Annotated in this window: 16 protein-coding genes and 1 pseudogene; 10 read left to right on the top strand and 7 right to left on the bottom strand. The window is 49.7% G+C overall.

The annotated features are described in order from the left end of the window. Positions 1-6: 6 nt before the first annotated feature. The 3 genes and pseudogenes from DESTI_RS19900 to rho all read right to left on the bottom strand — a co-directional run bounded on the left by DESTI_RS19900 (position 7) and on the right by rho (position 2,695). Positions 7-975 (bottom strand): DUF1385 domain-containing protein, encoded by a 969-nt coding sequence (locus DESTI_RS19900; protein WP_014811775.1) that lies wholly within the window; start codon positions 973-975, stop codon positions 7-9. Positions 976-1,126: 151 nt separating this feature from the next. Next, positions 1,127-1,315, bottom strand: a pseudogene (gene rpmE, locus DESTI_RS31625) (50S ribosomal protein L31); the annotation flags it as partial. Between the two features lie 126 nt (positions 1,316-1,441). Next, on the bottom strand, positions 1,442-2,695 hold the full coding sequence (gene rho, locus DESTI_RS19890) for a transcription termination factor Rho (RefSeq protein ID WP_014811773.1): 1,254 nt from the start codon (positions 2,693-2,695) through the stop codon (positions 1,442-1,444). A gap of 279 nt (positions 2,696-2,974) precedes the next feature. On the opposite strand from rho, the gene DESTI_RS19885 reads away from it, so the two are divergent. From DESTI_RS19885 to recO, 3 genes are all read left to right on the top strand, one after another. Further along, entirely contained in the window at positions 2,975-3,703 is a 729-nt protein-coding gene (locus DESTI_RS19885) for a DnaA/Hda family protein (RefSeq protein WP_157212222.1), read from the top strand. An 839-nt stretch (positions 3,704-4,542) separates the two neighbouring features. Then, positions 4,543-5,919, top strand: a complete 1,377-nt coding sequence (locus DESTI_RS19870; protein ID WP_014811770.1) for a hypothetical protein — start codon at positions 4,543-4,545, stop codon at positions 5,917-5,919. 245 nt (positions 5,920-6,164) lie between these two features. Next, positions 6,165-6,935 carry a DNA repair protein RecO gene (gene recO, locus DESTI_RS19865; protein ID WP_014811769.1) on the top strand — a complete coding sequence of 257 codons (771 nt, stop codon included), beginning with the start codon at positions 6,165-6,167 and terminating at the stop codon, positions 6,933-6,935. Positions 6,936-7,061: 126 nt separating this feature from the next. On the opposite strand, the gene DESTI_RS19860 is transcribed toward recO, so the two are convergent. Together DESTI_RS19860 and DESTI_RS19855 are read right to left on the bottom strand one after the other, a co-directional pair. Next, positions 7,062-7,748 (bottom strand): hypothetical protein, encoded by a 687-nt coding sequence (locus DESTI_RS19860; protein WP_014811768.1) that lies wholly within the window; start codon positions 7,746-7,748, stop codon positions 7,062-7,064. A gap of 193 nt (positions 7,749-7,941) precedes the next feature. After that, entirely contained in the window at positions 7,942-8,913 is a 972-nt protein-coding gene (locus DESTI_RS19855; RefSeq protein WP_014811767.1) for a coiled-coil domain-containing protein, read from the bottom strand. Between the two features lie 427 nt (positions 8,914-9,340). Between DESTI_RS19855 and tyrS the strand changes: the two genes are divergently transcribed. The 4 genes from tyrS to DESTI_RS19835 all read left to right on the top strand — a co-directional run bounded on the left by tyrS (position 9,341) and on the right by DESTI_RS19835 (position 13,609). Beyond that, a complete protein-coding gene (gene tyrS / locus DESTI_RS19850; protein WP_014811766.1) occupies positions 9,341-10,582 on the top strand; it encodes a tyrosine--tRNA ligase in 1,242 nt (413 codons plus the stop codon). Between the two features lie 426 nt (positions 10,583-11,008). Then, entirely contained in the window at positions 11,009-11,626 is a 618-nt protein-coding gene (locus tag DESTI_RS19845; protein ID WP_014811765.1) for a type 1 glutamine amidotransferase domain-containing protein, read from the top strand. A 188-nt stretch (positions 11,627-11,814) separates the two neighbouring features. Next, on the top strand, positions 11,815-12,639 hold the full coding sequence (locus DESTI_RS19840; protein ID WP_014811764.1) for a metallophosphoesterase family protein: 825 nt from the start codon (positions 11,815-11,817) through the stop codon (positions 12,637-12,639). A gap of 25 nt (positions 12,640-12,664) precedes the next feature. Then, entirely contained in the window at positions 12,665-13,609 is a 945-nt protein-coding gene (locus tag DESTI_RS19835) for a diacylglycerol/lipid kinase family protein (protein WP_014811763.1), read from the top strand. 450 nt (positions 13,610-14,059) lie between these two features. Here the strand turns inward: DESTI_RS19835 and DESTI_RS19830 are convergent, their stop codons facing one another. Continuing rightward, on the bottom strand, positions 14,060-14,815 hold the full coding sequence (locus tag DESTI_RS19830; protein WP_014811762.1) for a TlyA family RNA methyltransferase: 756 nt from the start codon (positions 14,813-14,815) through the stop codon (positions 14,060-14,062). A 104-nt stretch (positions 14,816-14,919) separates the two neighbouring features. After that, on the bottom strand, positions 14,920-15,774 hold the full coding sequence (locus DESTI_RS19825; RefSeq protein WP_014811761.1) for an RNA polymerase factor sigma-32: 855 nt from the start codon (positions 15,772-15,774) through the stop codon (positions 14,920-14,922). 205 nt (positions 15,775-15,979) lie between these two features. Between DESTI_RS19825 and DESTI_RS19820 the strand changes: the two genes are divergently transcribed. The 3 genes from DESTI_RS19820 (at position 15,980) to DESTI_RS19810 (ending at position 18,694) form a co-directional block, all read left to right on the top strand. Then, a complete protein-coding gene (locus DESTI_RS19820) occupies positions 15,980-16,819 on the top strand; it encodes a CheR family methyltransferase (RefSeq protein ID WP_014811760.1) in 840 nt (279 codons plus the stop codon). 73 nt (positions 16,820-16,892) lie between these two features. Further along, positions 16,893-17,123 (top strand): ChaB family protein, encoded by a 231-nt coding sequence (locus DESTI_RS19815; RefSeq protein ID WP_014811759.1) that lies wholly within the window; start codon positions 16,893-16,895, stop codon positions 17,121-17,123. 236 nt (positions 17,124-17,359) lie between these two features. Next, positions 17,360-18,694 (top strand): protoporphyrinogen/coproporphyrinogen oxidase, encoded by a 1,335-nt coding sequence (locus tag DESTI_RS19810; protein ID WP_014811758.1) that lies wholly within the window; start codon positions 17,360-17,362, stop codon positions 18,692-18,694. Positions 18,695-18,855: the final 161 nt, after the last annotated feature.

Raw genomic sequence — 18,855 nt, 5'->3', positions numbered from 1 at the left:
GATCGATCAGGCCGCTGTATTCAGTTGGGCCCGTAATTCCTCTTTTTCCAATGTTTTCTTCAGAGCCACCAAAGCCACTTCAAGCTGATCGTCGCTCGGTTCTCGTGTGGTAAGCTTTTGAAGCCACATTCCCGGCAAAAGGAATCCCTGCAGTACAGGATTCTGATACTTATTGCCGAGGCGGATAAGCTCGTACGAGCATCCAGCGATGGGCAGTAACAAAGCTATCTTCACCAGGATATAGAAAGCGTTCGTTACAATCTTGTTCCCCAACAAATCTTTGGGCAGGAAGGGGAAGACTGCAGTAAAAATGAAAATACTGAGCACCAGTACCAGTAGCAGAAAGGCGGTCCCGCATCGCGCATGCAGCGTGGAATGTTTGCGGGCGTTTTCGACTGTCAGATCTTCACCTTTTTCATACGTGTGTATGGATTTGTGCTCTGCGCCATGGTACTGAAATACTCGTCGAATATCCTTGAGCAAGGAAATCAGCAAAATGTAGGCAATAAAAATGCTTACTTTGATGATACCGTCAATTACATGAAACCATACGCTTCGTACGCCCAAATCCGTGTTGAGCAAGGTGCCGATGCCGAGAGTGGCCAGATGCGGAACAATCACGAAAAGCAGAATAGCCCCACCCAATGCAAGAGCTATAGTAGCTCCCAGCGCCATGGGACTGAGCTTCTCTTCTTCTTCTCCGAGAGCTTCCTGAGCAGAGTAGGTGAGGGCCTGGATTCCATTAAAGAGTGATTCGTACAGTACCACGCTGCCCCTCAGAAACGGTTTGCTCAGAATCGGCCATTTCTCCATAGGAGAGTACCAGCGATCCTCGCGAATTGACAAGTCACCGTCCGGTCTACGCACCACAACGGTAAACGTTTTGGGCGCGCGCATCATAATTCCTTCTATAACCGCTTGGCCGCCCACTCTGATTTGAGCCGTTTCATCTCCCGACTGATTGCTGATTAACATGAGCCTCCGCACCAATAATGAAGAAAAACTTCTTCTCTTACTTCTTCGGTTTCTCGGCTTTTTCTTTCTTGGGTTTTACCGCAGGTTTAATTGCCGGTTTCACCTTTGAGGTTTTTGCCGGTTTCTTGCCTGTTGCAATAGCAGCATCGGCATATTTTTTCATGAAACGCTCAACCCTACCGGCGCTGTCCACGAGTTTCTGCTTTCCTGTAAAGAAGGGGTGACACGCGGAACAAATTTCCAGGCGGTACTCGGGTTTTGTGGAGCGGGTTTTTACTTCCGCGCCGCAAGCGCATCTAAAAACGGTCTCTTGGTATTCGGGATGAATATCCTTCTTCATTCCCTTTTCCTCCATTAAGCTCTTTTGAGCAGATCAATATAACAGAAAACGGTTCCGGTCAAAAGAGAATTTTTGCACGCCGCATCCGCCCTCAATACATGGGCTCCAGAATGCGGGATTTCGAACTTATTTATTCATGACTTCAAGGAACTCTCGGTTGGAATCGGTCTGAACGATTTTGTCCAGGAGGAATTCCATGGCATCCACTGAATTCATATCTGCCAGCAATTTTCTCAGCAACCATATACGCTGGAGATCCTGTTGGCTTAGCAGGAGTTCTTCTTTTCTGGTTCCGGACCGGTTGATATCGATGCACGGGAAAATTCTTCGTTCCAACAGACGCCGGTCAAGGTGGATTTCCATGTTACCAGTGCCTTTGAACTCCTCGTAAATAACCTCGTCCATTTTACTGCCGGTGTCAATGAGAGCCGTTGCAATGATCGTCAGACTTCCGCCTTCTTCGATATTTCTCGCTGCCCCGAAGAAGCGTTTGGGCCTGTGAAGCGCATTTGAATCGACACCACCCGAGAGAATCTTTCCGCTCGGGGGGACCACGGTGTTGTGAGCCCTCGCCAATCGGGTGATGCTGTCCAGGAGAATGACAACATCCCGTTTGTGTTCTACAAGCCTTTTTGCCTTCTCTATGACCATATCGGCAACTTGCACGTGACGTTGAGCCGGTTCGTCGAAGGTTGAGGAGATGACCTCTCCTCGGACCGACCGCTGCATGTCGGTGACTTCTTCAGGACGCTCGTCAATGAGCAGCACGATGAGATAGACTTCCGGATGATTTCTGGTCAGGCTGTTGGCTATTTGCTGGAGCAAAACGGTCTTTCCGGCCTTCGGTGGCGAAACGATGAGCCCGCGCTGCCCTTTGCCGATGGGAGTCAGAAGATCCATGACCCTCATGGAGTAATTTGTGGGGCTGGTTTCCAGTTTCAACCTGTCGTTCGGATAGAGCGGGGTGAGGTTGTCGAACAGGACCTTATCCCTGATCTTTTCAGGATCCTCGGTATTGATCGCCTCCACCTTCAACAGGGCAAAGTAACGCTCCGTATCTTTGGGAGGACGGATATAACCCGCGATGGTGTCCCCGGTTCTCATGTTGAACCGCCGTATCTGGCTGGGCGAAACATAGATGTCATCAGGCCCGGGCAAATAATTGTAATCAGGTGCTCGCAAGAAACCGAATCCATCGGGCAGCGTTTCGAGCACTCCTTCACCCCTGATAGGAGCTTCCTTTTCGGTCTGCTGGTGGGCCTGAAGGATGGCGAAGATCAGCTCCTGTTTGCGCATACTGCTTGCGCCTTCTACATCCAGCGAATTGGCTATAGAAAGAAGTTCGCTAACCTTTTTTTCTTTCAACTCTGCAACGTCCATATGGGCTCTCCTGGCTCATTTCTTTCAGCGGGGGCATAAATCTTGGGTTTGGAATAATGCCTGCAGTCTCTAGGGCGAGGTACGCGCTTCTTTACAGATATGGCGCATTACCCCAGCGTTCGGTGATTTTTTCCTCGGATGGAATGTGCTCCTGGAGGGATGAATATCAGAAAAAAATATTCCAATACTTATTTATTAATCAACAGACCCGTTCCTGTCAAGTCTTTGTTGCAGTATTCATCATTGATCATTAAGACTTCCCGGTCTACAATGAGCTTCATGATGCAGCTTGTCCTTCCGCTATCCACGCCACCCCGGTACACCTTCGATAATCTCATCGTTCATGAAGGGAACGAGGGTGCTGTTACTGCGCTCAGGTCACTCCTATTCTCTCCGGACGGTGTTTTGCCCCACATTTTTTTGTTCGGGCCGCCGGGAACGGGAAAGACTCATTTGTTGCACGCGTTTATCACGGAATGGGAACAAAAATCCGCTCCTGGAACGCATGCACGAATCATTATACCACAAAAGGCCGAGCCGCGGTTTGAAGAACTCGAGGAACTGGCCGCTCGACCCGACCTCATGGATTCTCTCGTTGCTCTCGCAGTAGACGATGTTCCTCGCATCGACCGCGAGCTTGGTTCGCTTCTCCTCGTGATCTTCAACAAATTGACACGTATGGGCGCTGCATTGTTGATAGCCTCATGCGAGTCCCCTGCCCATTTCTCGCCTGACGATCCGCACCTCAGATCGCGCATTCTGTCGGGATTGGTCCTGGAACTGACCCCACCAGAGGATCCCGTCCGCATGCTTATCCTGGATAAAATGGCGCGGGATAAGAATGTTCGTATCCCGAGAGAAGTAGCAGGATATCTCGTGACGCGGAAATCGCGAAACATTAAAGAGCTCGAGAGAATAGTCGATATCCTGGATCGAAAATCCTTACAGCTAAAACGTCGCATTACCGTGCCTCTCATCAAGCTTCTCGAAGAAGACGGTCTGCTGTAGGGTACAGAAACGCTGTCTTTCTCCCTCTTGAATTATCACTCTTCGGTTGGGATCTGTCTTCTTTTCGCATGGTCAACTTATTTCTGTTGGCAGCAACTTCCACTGTACTGGTGTACTTAATTGCTCTTTTGCTAAAGATTGCAGCTCTACATGCTGCGGAATGGGAAATTTACTTAACTTCCTGTCTTTGCGGCCTTTTCTTCTTGGTGCATCCTCTCCGGACCTGGTAACGTTGTATATTTGGCAACGCGCGGCTCTTCTTGCCTGTTTTTTCTATTTTTCATCTCTCCTTTTGTACTCCGATCGCGTTCGGGAATGTTGGTTCGGCCGGTTATTGGATACATTGGCGCGTTTGTTCTTTTTGTATGTGCAGTATTAAGCAAGGAAAATGCTGTTACTATGCCCCTGATAATCATTTTGGGCGAAATAGCCTTTTTCAAAATTTCCTGGAAACAGATATTCTTGAAGAGCACTGCATTGATCTTAGCCGTCTCCGCTATCGTGCTGCTTCACTCATTCATACAGCGCCCCATGGCAACCTTTCATCAAGACCTGGAAACAGCCTTATCAGAAGAGAATTGGAGTGGCCCCTTGCCAATCAATGAGAGTTCCGGATCTTAACTCCGGTTTGATGCGGATTTGCATTCAAAGAGGGTTCGAGAACCTTTTTAACAATTACAGAAGAGGTTCCCGGATGTTACTGCTTTGAAAGCATATTGGTCTGACTCTCCGCCCGAACGAAGTTCCCCTTGAATTAGTTCATGTAAACAGGTAAACAGACAACGCGCTTTGGCGATAGGACGCCGAGATCTGTGTTCTATTTGGAGCCGGAGAATACCATGCTCGTCAAACTGTTCGGTCGCAATTACCCTTGTGTGGCTATACTGGGATTTCTAGGGGTCTTGTCATTTTTGTCTTCTTCCGAAGAACCCGAGATAGCCATGAAAAAATTCATCACTGCGTTTAAAGCACAGGACGCGGCTGCTGTGTTGAGCATGACGTATCCGGAGATAGTCTCGGAAAAAGATATCAAATTAGAGGATGTTCAGGAATTCCTCAAGCGGTACAGGAGCGACGTCCTGACTCTCACGAATTCCCGTGTGGACGCGAGGATCAAATCCGAGGACGGTACAACTGAGCGATTCCAGTGTACCATGACCTTCACTGGACCGAACCTGGGCCCTGCGTATCCCAATCGCCCGGAATTCCGCATGGTACTCCTCTGGATCGCAGAGGACGGAGCATGGTGGTTGGAACGCCCGATCTCGATGGAGCATGTTGTGCAGTGGACAAAACCGTACCCCACTCCGGAACAGAACGAGGCAGAATTGCGGTTCAAGACTGCACTCGAAGTCATGAACACTATTGGAATGCCGGGTGAGGAAGACAAGGAGATCATGGGCCGTCCGGCTTCGGGAAAAGCCCTGGAAGCATACAGGGAACTCGAACGACTCTATCCGAAGGAACGCAGTTCTAAGGGCATCGATCCCAAAGCCGAAGGTGTCCAGATGTTTTTGAAAGCGGTCAACGTAGAACATGCCAATCTGCTCAAGCATTATCAGCCTGACTTCAAGGCAGGGCCTGACGATAAACGCCCGTCGATGCCCTGGGAAATGTTCGCTGAGTATGCCCAAGCGGCAATCGAGCGCGCCAAGGCAGCGGAAAAACAAGGAAACTCACGTGTGGCCGAAAGCATTTACAAACGGCTCATCACTTTCGGCCGACAAATACTCAATGAACCGGGTGGGGCACGGTTTCTGATCTGGGGGATCGGTATTCAGAAACGGGCAGCCGAAGAACTGGCGCGTGTACAAGAACGGACTGCCGACCGGGAGAAAACTTTGGCATTCGTCCAACTGGCCGGTCGTCGCCTCGATTTGCTTCAGACCGCTTTGAGTTGCCTTGACGACATGGTTGACTACAAGGCCCTTTCCGCGGCGATGTACGCTGCAAGTAGACCCAAGGATCATGTGTTCCGACCTCTCGGCATTAGCACCTTGGCGATCCTCGGCATTAAAGGAGCCCCGGCTAACGAAGCGGCTACCAAAGCTGCAGGAGGAATTGTCATTCTGCAGAACCGCGCCATGCAGAAACAAGCTTTGGAAGCTCTGGAGAAGATTGCTTCCGAATCTTCGGGATCGGTAAAATCAGAGGTGGAATTCCAGAAGGAATGGGTGAAAACACACAGGGTCTTCGGAGGAGCACAACTATTCTGATATCTATTCGCATTCAAGGAAGTAAAATCGGAGAAACCCTTCTTGTAAGAAGTGTTTCCCCGAACCCCTTCCCAAGAACTTCTAGCATTCGCCGAACTCATCGTCTTGTCGATAGACAAAACGATGAGTTCGGCCAGTGTTAAAAGTTTTTGGAGGGGTTTGGGGAACCTTTTTCACAAAAAGGTTCCCTAAATCTTACTGCTTTGGACGCGCATTGGCCTGGGACAGGCTTACGGCGGCGATACGTGGTGCAATCATTAATTCTCAAGAAACAGGACCGCGGCGAAGCAGACGAACTGGTGATTTTCTTCAGTCGCGAGCTTGGCTGGCTCAGAGGAATAGCGAAAAATTCCAAGAAGAGTCGCATTCGTTTTGGAGGACACCTAGAGCCGTTTTCGCTGGTCGATCTCACGCTTCGGCAGAGAAAACGAGATGACCTGGTCTGGATCGATGAAGCCCAGGTTCTCCACGGTCATCTCGGCATACGTTCGGACATCACCAAAGTCGCTTGGGCCTCCTATTTCCTTGAATTAGCCTCGATGTTCCTCCCGGAAGACTCTCCGGACCAGAATCTTTTCGATTTTCTCCACGACATTCTTGAGCAACTGGAAAAAGACAATGTTGCGCCGGGTTTCTTGAGTATCATGCTCGATACGATACGATTGCTCGGGTTCGTCGGCTTTTCGCCGCGTTTCGATTCCTGCACGGTTTGCGGCAAGACCTTCAGTACCGGCCAGGAAGCAGCATTTTCTTCAGCGCTCGGAGGGATATGCCATCGCGAGTGCTTGCCTCCGGGAGTGCCGGGAGTAGTAACTTTAAGTCCCGGAACGCTCGCGGTCATTCGTCAGGGTTTGAAGCTGGAAGGTGAAGCCGCAAAGCGGTTGAGGCTCCATAAAAAGGGGCTGGATGAACTAGCCGCAGCGCTTGCCGGCTTCATCAGATATCTGCACGGAGGTGAAATACCTTCTCTCTATTTCCTGGAAGAACTGGGACTATGGCCTACTCGTACAGATTAGCAAATGAAAAACGCGTCTGTAGGTCACAAGGCCTTTGGAAAGCAGCTTTGGATATTTGAATAGGTTAGATTAAGTCCTCTTTTGTCAAGGAAAACCAATGTCCCTTATTCAGATTGTCACCACAAATTATTGACACAGTTTGATGAACCATTGTGGGGCAAACTGCCGATAAACGCAGTCGCCCAATATGAGCCTTGGTGGATACGTGTTCAAATGGTGGAAGACCGGCTCAGCTCCATCCGGCTTTTTGAGCAAACCATTCTCAACCCTCGGAGGAAAAGGAGTATAATAATAGCCTTTGAACACTTCTGAAAGATATTTATCAAACCTTCTGACCGGTCCGTGGTCGTAGGTCATCGACACACCGCTAAATCTGCGTCCTTCAGCCTCACCTCTGTGAACTTTTTGAATGAGTTTTCGTGCCTTCGTCTCACTTTTGGCTTCTTCCGAATATGGATCCGGTGGTAGCCATATCGTCCAGTCACTTCGGAGATCTCTCACATTAATTCGATTCATGATTGCTGAAATTTCCGGAGTCGGTTTTGATACCATGCCGAAATTGTTAGGCAGGTCCGGATCTTCCCGGTAGATCTGCACGAGTAGTTCGAAATCGGCTCGATGTTTCTGGAAATGTCTGATCAAAGTCTCATCCGAGGGGAGACATCTGAATGGTCCCAGACCAAATTCATAGACGAATAGGAGAGCTGCCGCTCCAACAATTATTATCGGAATGGTGATCAGGAATATCACAGCCAAAGCACGCAAGAATTTCTTCCAACGAGGTCTTACGTTTTGGGCCGGATTCTTACTCATGTATCGTCCGTATATCGGCCTGTATTCTTACACAGAAAGGGAATTATTGTGTAAAGCCAAGCCTACACCGCATCCAGTTGCGCATTCGTCTGAAATAATCGTTTTTGGAGAAGAATATACTCTGAACAGACAGAGAATACCGGGAATGTTTGCAAAGTACCTCAAATTCTTATAGCTTGAAGGACGTCTAATATTAGTTGAGACTTTGCGTCTGTTGCTCTCCTGGAACATCGGGAGGTTGAAGAAGGCGCTCCACGGTTGAAGGCTTTTGAATTTCCGCCTGGAGGGTCTGAACCTGTTCCTGTAATTGAGTAATCTCCGTTGTCGCTGCCTGAAGTTCGCTGTTAAGGCGTTCGGCCTCCTGCTTCATCTGTTCGGCATATTGCTTCCATTGGCCCGATTGAGTATAAATCTGCTCTCCGTACGCATGGAACTTCACGGCTTCCTGACGAGCTTCTTCAGTAGCAGCATTAGCCGCCTCCAATTGTTTTTTCGTCTCCTCAAGCGCTTGCCTTAGCGTGGCGTTTTCCGATTCGGCAGTGGTTTTCAATTTGCCTGCATCCGCGACAGCATTCTTGAGTGCATTGAGCAGTTCGGTTCTCTCGTTCAACTGTTGCCTGAATTGTTCTGCTGCGTCGGACCGTTCTTTTAACTGTTTGGTGATGGATTCAATCCTGCCCTGCAGTTCGGCCGTGCGATTCGCATCGGTTTTCTGCAGTTCCGCGACCGTCTGTCGCAATTGTTCGACTTCCGCTCCCTGGTTCTTCGTCTTCTGGTTAATCTCTGCCAGTTCCCGTTCTCTCTGGTCAAGGTCGGTGGTGAGCTTCTCCACTCTGCGGCTCAACTGTTCGGCTTTGTACTCCGCCAGGGCTTTTGCGCCAAGAAGTTCGACACGTCCCGGCGGTTCGGGTTTTGCGGTCTTCTGTTCGATTCTTGTCTTCAAAAGGTTCTGCAGCTCATTATTTTTACTGGTTACGTCCTGCATCTGGCGTGTCAAACGGTCAATTTCATTCTGACGGACTTCCATTGCGCTTTGCGCATCAGCGAGCTTGGCTTTGAGATCGGAGATGACCTTCTGATCTTCGATTCGCGCTTGCTCGAGATCGGAGCTTCCGCACCCCATTAAAGCGAGACCGGAAAGCACTATTAAGAAGAATTTTACCATTGGACGCCCTCCTCATTAGGGCTACGGGCTGATTATCGTTTCCGAACCGTAACACGAAGGCGTGCGGTTCGGGCAATTTCTTCCAGTTGAAGTCTAATATGTAATTGGGTGTTTTGTCAATATAAATCAAGTAAATATGATGAAATATTCCAAGTGATCTTTCGTTTCTTCTTATTTCGCTGAGATTAAAGAAAAATATACTGCGATGAAACTCCAGCGAGTGAAATGTCGCTTTCATTGGGAACATTTTCCATTATTCAGGTAATGAAACTGATGAAGGTACATGCTTTGTAGCAAAGCTCGGCCGACTCTCGGTGTAGAGCGACATACTTTGTGGGTTTCATTGACTTTTAATTGAAAATGCGGACCCGATCTATTACTATGCAGTCCTTTATCGAGAGAATCCGACAGCACGAAAGGTGATGAAATGGCGTTCCCGGATGTTGACACTCAAATGGCAAAGATTATGAGAGGCGTGGAAGAAATTATCCATGAAGAGGAGATGCGACAGCGTATCAAGTGGAGTATCGAGAACAACACGCCATTGCGAATTAAACTCGGGGTCGATCCCACTGCATCGGACATCCATCTGGGGCACATGGTCACCATACGAAAATTGAAACATTTTCAAGATCTGGGTCATACGGCAATATTTCTTGTAGGTGATTTCACAGCCCGCATTGGCGATCCCACGGCACGGAGTGAGGCGCGGGTCAGGCTGACCAAAGAACAAGTCTGGGAGCATGCAAAGAGCTTCAGGCAGCAGGTCTTCAAAATACTGGACGAGAGCAAGACCGAGCTTCGCAGCAACGGCGAATGGTTCGATCCCATGTCGTTTGCCGATTGCCTTGATCTGGCCTACAGATCCACTGTCGCACGCATGCTGGAACGCAATGATTTCGAGAAGCGGTACAAGGAAGGAAATCCCATCAGCATCACGGAATTCCTCTATCCTCTCATGCAGGGGTACGATTCTGTTGCGCTCAAATGCCATGTGGAATTGGGAGGAACCGACCAGAAATTTAACCTCCTTGCCGGCCGCGATCTGCAGATCCAGCACAATCAGCCGCCGCAGATCGTAATTATGACTCCGCTCATCGAGGGACTCGACGGGTCCAAGAAGATGAGCAAAACCGAGAGGAACTACATTGCAGTGGACGATACTCCTGAGGACATGTTCGGCAAGACCATGTCCATCCAGGACAATCTTGTCGTGAAGTACTTTACTCTACTGACGGATGTGGACCCCTCGGAAGTGGCCAAGTTCGCTGCCGCGCTCGAAGAAATAGAAAAGCACCAGGAATCGAACGATCCATTCCATCCGATGAACATCAAGAAGGCGCTTGCACGCAGTATTGTGGCTGAATACCATAACCCCGCGGCCGCATCTGAAGCTGAAGAGCACTTCCAGAAAGTGGTTCAACGCAAAGAGGTCCCCGACGAGATACCACTGAGATCCATTTCCGCGGATAAGGTGATAGCGGTGGATCTGATAGCTTCTCTTGCATCCGTATCAGGCTCCGAAGCCAGGAGGTTGATTAATCAGGGTGGCGTGAAGATCGATGGCAACAAGGTTTCCGATGCTGCACAGGAGATCCCGGTCGGGTCTAAAGAACAGATAGTCCAGATCGGAAAACGAAGGTTCTTCCGCATCCGCTCGGAATCTTGAGAACTCGTTGAGGCGACAGCACGGACCTGCAGGGGCAGGTCCGTGGCACCCAAAACCGCCGTCGATCCTGGATACAGAGGGTGCCACTGACCTGCGCAGTCAGGACGGCACCTGCCTTGTTGCTCCACGACCTAGTCTGCCCGATGCCTTTGTAACAATTACCAAAATTAGCTTCCGATTGAGGATAGGGGTATTGGTGGGTGCCGGCCTCCGTGCCGGCACATCTTAAAGATAATAAATGATGGACCTTCAGGAACGCCGATCTCCACTGATATCTTGAATTGGATCATGAGATAAACGTCAGAATTTTTGACAATCAGTCTGTGCGCCAACGCAGCTCCGAGAACTTCTGAGGAAAAATATGTCTTAGTAAGTAAGGCGTGTCTTTTCATGGCACGCTTCAATGTTTCTCAAGAGGAAATAAAAATGGCTGACGAATACAGACGATTAGATGGTTTGAAAGTAGCCATTCTCGTTACGGACGGATTTGAGCAGGTTGAATTGACAAGTCCGAAAGCTGCTTTGGAAGAAGCTGGAGCCACGACAAAGATTCTGGCCCCCCATTCGGGCGTCGTACAGGGCGTCAATCATGATGTGAAAGCAGATGAGTTCAGAGTAGACATGGTCTTGGGCCAGGCCGATCCCGATGATTTCGATGCTGTATTATTACCCGGAGGCGCCCTGAATGCGGATGCACTGCGGGTTGTACCGGAAGCTCAGAAATTCATCAGGGCGATCGACGCAAAGAATAAACCGGTGGCGGTAATATGCCACGGGCCATGGTTGCTGGTGTCTGCCGGATTAGTTCAAGGCAAAACAATGACGAGCTATCACACAATCAGAGACGACATCCGAAATGCGGGAGCCAACTGGGTTGACAACGAGCTCGTGCGGGACGAAAACTGGGTCAGCAGCCGAAGCCCCAAAGATCTGCCCGCGTTCAACAAGGGAATGATCGGCCTGTTTTCCGAGTTCAGAAAGGGCGGTTTTGGCGCTGCTACTCGTGCACGACCGAGTGCTGAACGACCCGAATACGTTTCATAGTATTGTCGAGGGGGAAGCCTGATTCAGGCTTTCTCCTCCACACAAATTGATGTACACAGAATTGAGTTCTAAGCTTCGATAGCTCATTCAGGTGAGTCGCTTCGAAATAAAGGCAATTCCATGTAAGATCGTCTTCATCGTATGGCATCCGCCAAGAAATCAGATTACCATGGGGATTTCATGGACCAATGGCCCGAATAGTACATCTTTCCGATCTCCATTTCGGGACGGTCGTGCCCGAACTGGTGGAACCTCTCCTCTCCGAAATACGCCAACTGGAACCCACCGTAATCGTGATATCCGGGGATCTCACGCAACGGGCAAGAAGGCACCAGTACGAAGAAGCCGCGGCTTTCATAGCACGACTCCCGAGCCCGAAACTAATTATTCCGGGGAATCACGATGTACCGCTCTGGAACGTGTACAACCGATTCCTTCAACCTCTGACCCGCTACCGGCGTTACATAGGGATCAATATAGAACCGCAATATCGAGACGACGAACTGTTCATTATGGGAATTAACTCCGCACGCTCATTTGTTTTTGACGGCGGCCGTATATCTTATAAGCAAATGGAACGGTTGGAGACCGACATGCGATCCGTGAATTCCGATATCTGGAAGATCGTCGCAGTCCATCATCCCATTGTTGCTTCCGAGGAAATCAAGGGAATCGCTGCAGTGGGTCGAGCTGAAAAGGCACTGGCTTCCATGGAAAGAGCCGGTGTAGATATGGTCCTGGCAGGACACGCCCATCATCGATACACTTTGCAGACAGCCAAAAGCGACGAAGAAACTCGGTCCATTCTCATAGTGCAGGCCGGGACCGCGTTGTCTCATCGCACAAGATCAACGCCCAACAGCTTCAATGTAATTGATACAACTCGGAATTATGCGGATGTCACAGCGTACGAATGGGATGCAACCCGGAACGAATTTGCCCGGATCATGTGTGTGCGTTTCCGAGATCGTGGAAAATGGATTACAAGTCCCGCAGGCTGTTTGGAAGAGTAAACCTGAAGCTCACCTGGAGCATATAATGGGAACCGGTTCGCTGGAAGTGAACACCCCTGCTCCGAAGGTAATAGTCATCTGCAACGCTTCCGCCGGAGCTGTGACCTCAGACGCGAGGGTACGGATTTCAGAGTCATTCGCACGGCATCCGGATGTAAGTTTACGTGTCTTTGTGCCGGAGAATGCGGCAGACATCTCCAAACACGTTGATTCTGCAATTGAACAAGGAACTGACATTGTCGTGGCAGCAGGCGGTGACGGAACCGTGAATGCCGTCATCCAGAAGATCGTGGGACGTGATATTGTGCTGGGGGTGCTCCCGCTTGGGACTCTGAACCATTTCGCCCGAGACCTTGGAATGCCGCTCGATCTGGATGAAGCTGTTGATGTCATATGCAGCGGCAATACGAGATCTATCGATGTCGGGGAGGTGAATGGCAGGTACTTTCTCAACAATGCAAGCCTCGGTTTCTATCCTAAAATAATTCGCCTCCGAGATCGTTTGCGACCGTACATCGGAAAATGGCTGGCAATGATTCTCGCGATTCTTACGATACTCCCGCGATTGCCCTGGTTTCGCGTGACACTGGAATGGGATGGGGTGACCACCCGAAGATTTGTTCCTCTGCTGTTTGTCGGAAACAATCCGTATGAGACGAGTTGGCCGGATGTGGGTCGAAGAACGGCTCTGACAACAGGTGCGCTGTGGATTATGATGCTAAAAAAGAGAGGAGCATGGGGAAAACTGAAAGTGGCGATTCTGTCTCTGATAGGACGGATATCCGATCTGGAAGAAGTGGAAACCATCGAAACAAATGAGATCGCCGTCCTATCCCAAAGATGGAACATAACTCTAAGCCTGGACGGAGAAACCCGGAGCGAGCAAACACCCCTGGTATTCAAATCTCACCCTCGCGCTCTCAAAGTGATTGTCCCGGAAGGTTGGGAGAAAAGGACTTATAGCGGATAACATAATTTCTGACCTTTTGAACACATTGTGCCTTAGATGAATCAGTAGGGGGTCGGTGTCTAGAGACTGTCTCAAAAGTCGGGATTTATCCCCCGATCGTGGCACGAAATTCTCATCATCTTCACGGCCTGATTGTAGGGGCATCCCTCGTGGGTGCCCGGTAGTGACCGGCCTCCGTGCCGGTCATTGCGGGAGGGCAGGCATCCCGCGTGTTCGCGGGACCCCTGCAAGGACGATGAATCGTGGCACGATGTTCTGGATTCGAGAATTTTGAGACAGTCTCTCTCTGCCGGCCCGAACCGGTTGATCTGTATTTGAAAAATGTGCCGGCACGGAGGCACGGCACCTACCAATTGCCAGAAGTGTTTTTCGCAATTGGCCACTGTTTTATACACTTGCATAAATACGAGGATAGATTGATATTGTTGGCAATCGAAGCAGAGGGAACTTTTACCGCTTTGATTCGGGATTCTTGATCAGATGAAGCAAGAATTCCCGGTTTCCCTTGGGGCCTGTAATAGGACTCTCAATCTGAGCAATTACCTCAAAACCGCAGGTTTCCGCAAATGTACGGATGCCGTTGACCGCTGCCGTAATTTTTTCCGTATCTCTCACCACTCCACCTTTGCCTACATCGTCGCGACCGACTTCAAATTGCGGTTTGACGAGAGGAACAACCCAGGCCGAGCGCTGGAGCAGTCTTGCAAGCACGGGAAGTATCAACTTCAGGGAAATGAAAGAGAGGTCGGCCACTGCTGCATCCACAGGAAAAGGAAGAGAAGCCGGATCGAGCAACCGTATGTTTGTACGTTCCATGAGGAATACACGCGAATCCGTACGGAGCTTCCAGTCCAGTTGGCCATAGCCGACATCTACGGCCAGAACCCGGGCTGCGCCTCTCTGGAGCAGGCAATCGGTAAAGCCTCCTGTGGAAGCGCCTGCATCCAGGACAGTTAACCCTGAAGGATTCAAACGAAAGGCATCAAGGGCTGCTTCCAGCTTTAGGCCTCCCCGGCTCACGTAAGGGAGTTCTTCCTTTATGACGAGCTCTACATCAGCGGGGACTTCTTTACCGGATTTTTCAGCGACAATCCCATTCACGAGCACTTTTCTCGCCAGGATGAGTGCCTGGGCTCGTTGTTTTGAGGTCACAAGTCCGCGGCTAACCAGGAGAGAATCCAACCTGCATTTGGACGAATGTGTCATAAAAGTCTATTCCTGGAGCCTGAAGACTTTGCCGCGAGAAAGAGGCCTTCCGATAGGGTGGGTGCAAGTGGAGAGGTCTGCACGTGCAAAACCTCTCCTCGAAATCAGGCGGGTAGAAGGGCTTGAGCCCCACTGGATTCAAGTTCGCGTCTTAGTTTGCGAAGGGCCCTCTGCTCAAGTTGACGGACCCGTTCTCGCGTGGTCCCAAAGTGATCTCCGAGTTTTTGGAGGGTCCAGGGGGATTCCTCCAAAAAGCGTTGCTCGATAATGAAGCGCTCCCTGGGGTCCAATTTCTCCATGGCTTTTTCAGTCACGACGGGAAGAGCCTGCTCCGTTTCCTTCTGCATGATCTGCTCTTCCTGATCTGGAGACGGGTCCTGGAGGAATTCGATAGCCTCAAGTTCTTTGTCCTCCCCCATCAACTCGTTGAGGGACCACTCCCTGGCGCGGACCCGGGCTTCCATTTCGATGACATCGTCTTCTTTGACTTTTAGTTGCTCCGCCAGGTCTTTGACACGCTTGTCCTTGGATTCCTGACTTGCGTGCTCGCCGATATCTCCAACCCTGTAGAAGAGTTTTCTCTGAGCCTGCGTGGTCCCGAGCTTTACCAGGTTCCAGGACTTCAATATGTAATTCTTGATATAGGCTTTTATCCACCATATCGCGAAGGAAACGAGACGATATCCTTTGTATGGATCGAATCGTTTCAGGGCTTTCATCAACCCGATGGTGCCCTCCTGAACCAGATCCTGGACGGGGAACTGATAAAACCTGTACTGAAAAGCCACCTTCACCACAACCGGTAGATGCGAAACCACCAGCTCATGCGCGGCCTCGCGATCGTCGGTTTCTTTAAATTTGACTGCAAGCTCAAATTCGCGTTCGGCTGAAAGTGGTTGAATTGTTCTCACCTGGCTGAGAAAACCATCAAACCCTGATGCAGCTATTGGATAGCTCATCAGCTCCTCCTGTCGTAGTTATACTTTCCTGGCCGCTATTCCGGCCAAGCCTCTTGTCCACCAAAACTTTTGTGTGCATCTTGAATGTACTTGTCAAGCTCTCTAACGAAATTTTCGTAATCCACCCTTTAATTGGATTCTTCGTATGCCAAAAAGTTTCATACTGGAAGAAACAAAGGAAAGCTGAATCGGAAAAACAACTTTCATGATCGATGACGAGCAGTTCCAGCAAATTCTAGCACACTTCGATTTATCCTGGAAGGGTTACCGCAAAATCCGGAAAGGAGTCAAGAAACGTTTAACCAAACATATGCATTCCTTAGGGCTTGATACAGCGCAAGAATATCTCATAACGGCAAATCGAAATCCCATGCTCATGGACGAGATCCGCAGGTTGCTGACAGTTTCCATAAGCCGTTTTTTCAGAGATCGCCAAATGTGGGATGATCTGCGTCGGTTCGTGTTTCCTCTGCTCGTCGAAAATGAGTCATTCGTGCAGGTATGGTCTGCCGGCTGCGCGTCGGGAGAAGAGCCGTACAGCTTCTCCATGTTGTGGCACGGTTTCAGTAGAACGATGCCGACAGCACCAAGAATATGTATTCAGGCTACTGACAGTAATGCTCATATGATTGAACGAGCACAAGCCGGCCTCTATCACAGAAGCAGTCTTCGAGAGGTAGATAAGGCTACTTTGGAAACCTGTTTCAGGCCGACTCGGCAAGAAGATATTTCTGCTATTGCTCCATTTGTCAGACAATCAGTCGATTTCAGGGTTCACGATTTCACGAGAGACGATCCGCCTGGGGATGCATTCCATGTGATATTTCTGAGAAACAGTCTTCTGACCTACTATTCCGGCGAATCCCGCGAGGCTGCATTCAACAAAATCGTGAAGAGCTTACGATTCGGGGGATTCCTCGTGATCGGCACGCACGAGGAAATCCCTGCGGAATGCCGTACTCTTATTCCTTCAACTTACAATCGGTGTATCCTTGTCAAGGAGACAGATTGCGGCTTTGACGCAAGAAATCCGGGATTATATTAGTGTAAGTTGTTTGCACGACATTATCCGATATGCATAGCGAATCGACAAATTACAGAACGGAGGAGAATTGACCATGCCTTACGATTCCATAAGTGACTTGCCCGATAATGTGAAAGGCAATCTGCCCAAGCATGCTCAGGAAATCTATATGAAAGCCTTTAATAGCGCGTACGAAGAATACAAGGATGCGAAAAAGCGAAAGGGACACTCGTCAAGAGAAGCCACTGCTCATAAGGTGGCGTGGTCTGCAGTCGAAAACGATTATGAGAAGAAAGGCGACACGTGGAGACGCAAAAAGCATTAGCCGGAACTGACATATAACCTGGGTTTTCCGACCTGACGCGGATTCATATTGTCAGTGAGCGGAAACTGCATGAAGAAAGATGCAATGAAGACTGCGAAAGGTATCGGAATATTCAAAAAATTATTCTCTGGGTCAGGCTGATTTCTTGTTGTAAGTTGTCCGGTGCACAGACCTTTAGTCTCTGAACGAAGCGTTCACATATGATGTTTGTGCAGCAGGGATGCTCGGAGGTATTCATGTGTGCTGAAATTGCCGTTATTGGCGCAGGAATTGCCGGCTTGGCTGCTGCGCACTTCCTGAGCCGCGCCGGCCATCATGTCGTAGTCTTCGAGAAGAATTCTTTCGCTGGCGGCCGAATGAGTTCTGAGGTTGTGGACGGGTTCGTTGTCGAGAAGGCTGCCTATACCTATCCGGAATTTCACCGGAATCTCACAAAATTTCTTGGAGACCTCGGCACAGGTAACGCGTTGGTAGAGACACCCGGTACATCATCCACGTTTGCCCGAGGTCGCGAGTATCAGATCAAAATCGGGTCACCGAAAGATTTCTTTACGTACAAACTTCTCTCGTTACGTAATAAGAAAGACATGGTGAAGTTGTTCCTTTACGCACAGTCACTCGGTGCAGCGTTGAACCTTGCAGACCCGACGGCAAAAACCCTCGAATTGGAGCAGGAATCGTCAGCCGACTACCTGCTCACCCACTATGACGAAGACATCCTCGAGTTGATTGCATACCCTATTTTCTGTGAAATCTTCCTCGGTACTCCGGAAGGCAACTCCAAACTTGCCTTTCTCTCTACTATCAAGAATCTCACTCGATTTAAGATATTTTCATTCGAACGCGGTATGGGTATGCTGCCGGAACGACTTGCGGCAACTTTGGATGTGCGTCTCTCTACGCCAGTCCTGGATGTGCGCCGTGCGGCCGGACGAAATGCGTACGCAATCTCGGTTGGTGGAGATAGATCAGGGACAAATTTGTATGATGCTGTTATTCTCGCGATTCCAGCACCCATTGTCCCGCTGCTCTGTCCCGACTTATCAGCCGAGATAAAGACTCGCCTGAACGCAATCGTGTACGCTCCATCTATAGTGGCGGTATTCGCTCTGAGTAGAGTGCGTGAGGGCACGTCGATGATCTCAAATCTGGTTCGAAAGGATTTCAAAACTGTAGGGACCCTGGTTTTTGACCGTCACAAGGGAATGTCGCACGTGCCGGACGGCAAGGAGATGATCACAGCAATCCTTTGCGAAGACGCGAGTCGCGCTTTATTCGATGCACCTGACGATGCAGTGGAACGCGCAGCGCTCGCCGAAATAAGCGGTCTATATCCCGGCTTGTCAGAACAGGTGCTTTTCTCGCGGGTATATCGTTGGGAGCATGGAGCAGTTCAACTTCCACCCGGAGCGGTTTCCCGGTCCCATTCGCTAAGGAAAGCCCTTGAAGAGCAGTATGACGATCTGATTATTGCAGGCGACGGACTGTACAAGTCGAGTCTCGAAGTGAGCTTCAACTCGGGTGTTAAAGCTGCAGAACGATTGATCCGCAAGTTCGGACGGTTACAGTGATGTTGGTTTAGTTTTAAAAGTAGGCACTAAGCGGAAGTGGGACTGCAAATTCAGCAGATTATAGGAATTGTCAAAACTAATGTCCGATTGAGGACAAGGGTACTGGTAGGTGCCGTGCCTCCTTGCCGGCACATCTTCAATATGATCAATGATATCGATAA

It is taken from the genome of Desulfomonile tiedjei DSM 6799 (genome assembly GCF_000266945.1).
GTDB classification, from domain to species: Bacteria; Desulfobacterota; Desulfomonilia; order Desulfomonilales; family Desulfomonilaceae; genus Desulfomonile; species Desulfomonile tiedjei.
Note: the sequence above shows the minus strand (reverse complement) of the source record. Positions and strands in the feature narration are given on the sequence as shown.

Bases quoted from the DNA above. Each gene is read 5' to 3' on its own strand.
- DESTI_RS19900 (WP_014811775.1), bottom strand. From the start codon at position 975: ATGTTAATCAGCAATCAGTCGGGAGATGAAACGGCTCAAATCAGAGTG.
- rho (WP_014811773.1), bottom strand. From the start codon at position 2,695: ATGGACGTTGCAGAGTTGAAAGAAAAAAAGGTTAGCGAACTTCTTTCT.
- DESTI_RS19885 (WP_157212222.1), top strand. From the start codon at position 2,975: ATGATGCAGCTTGTCCTTCCGCTATCCACGCCACCCCGGTACACCTTC.
- DESTI_RS19870 (WP_014811770.1), top strand. From the start codon at position 4,543: ATGCTCGTCAAACTGTTCGGTCGCAATTACCCTTGTGTGGCTATACTG.
- DESTI_RS19860 (WP_014811768.1), bottom strand. From the start codon at position 7,748: ATGAGTAAGAATCCGGCCCAAAACGTAAGACCTCGTTGGAAGAAATTC.
- DESTI_RS19855 (WP_014811767.1), bottom strand. From the start codon at position 8,913: ATGGTAAAATTCTTCTTAATAGTGCTTTCCGGTCTCGCTTTAATGGGG.
- tyrS (WP_014811766.1), top strand. From the start codon at position 9,341: ATGGCGTTCCCGGATGTTGACACTCAAATGGCAAAGATTATGAGAGGC.
- DESTI_RS19845 (WP_014811765.1), top strand. From the start codon at position 11,009: ATGGCTGACGAATACAGACGATTAGATGGTTTGAAAGTAGCCATTCTC.
- DESTI_RS19840 (WP_014811764.1), top strand. From the start codon at position 11,815: ATGGCCCGAATAGTACATCTTTCCGATCTCCATTTCGGGACGGTCGTG.
- DESTI_RS19835 (WP_014811763.1), top strand. From the start codon at position 12,665: ATGGGAACCGGTTCGCTGGAAGTGAACACCCCTGCTCCGAAGGTAATA.
- DESTI_RS19830 (WP_014811762.1), bottom strand. From the start codon at position 14,815: ATGACACATTCGTCCAAATGCAGGTTGGATTCTCTCCTGGTTAGCCGC.
- DESTI_RS19825 (WP_014811761.1), bottom strand. From the start codon at position 15,774: ATGAGCTATCCAATAGCTGCATCAGGGTTTGATGGTTTTCTCAGCCAG.
- DESTI_RS19820 (WP_014811760.1), top strand. From the start codon at position 15,980: ATGATCGATGACGAGCAGTTCCAGCAAATTCTAGCACACTTCGATTTA.
- DESTI_RS19815 (WP_014811759.1), top strand. From the start codon at position 16,893: ATGCCTTACGATTCCATAAGTGACTTGCCCGATAATGTGAAAGGCAAT.
- DESTI_RS19810 (WP_014811758.1), top strand. From the start codon at position 17,360: ATGTGTGCTGAAATTGCCGTTATTGGCGCAGGAATTGCCGGCTTGGCT.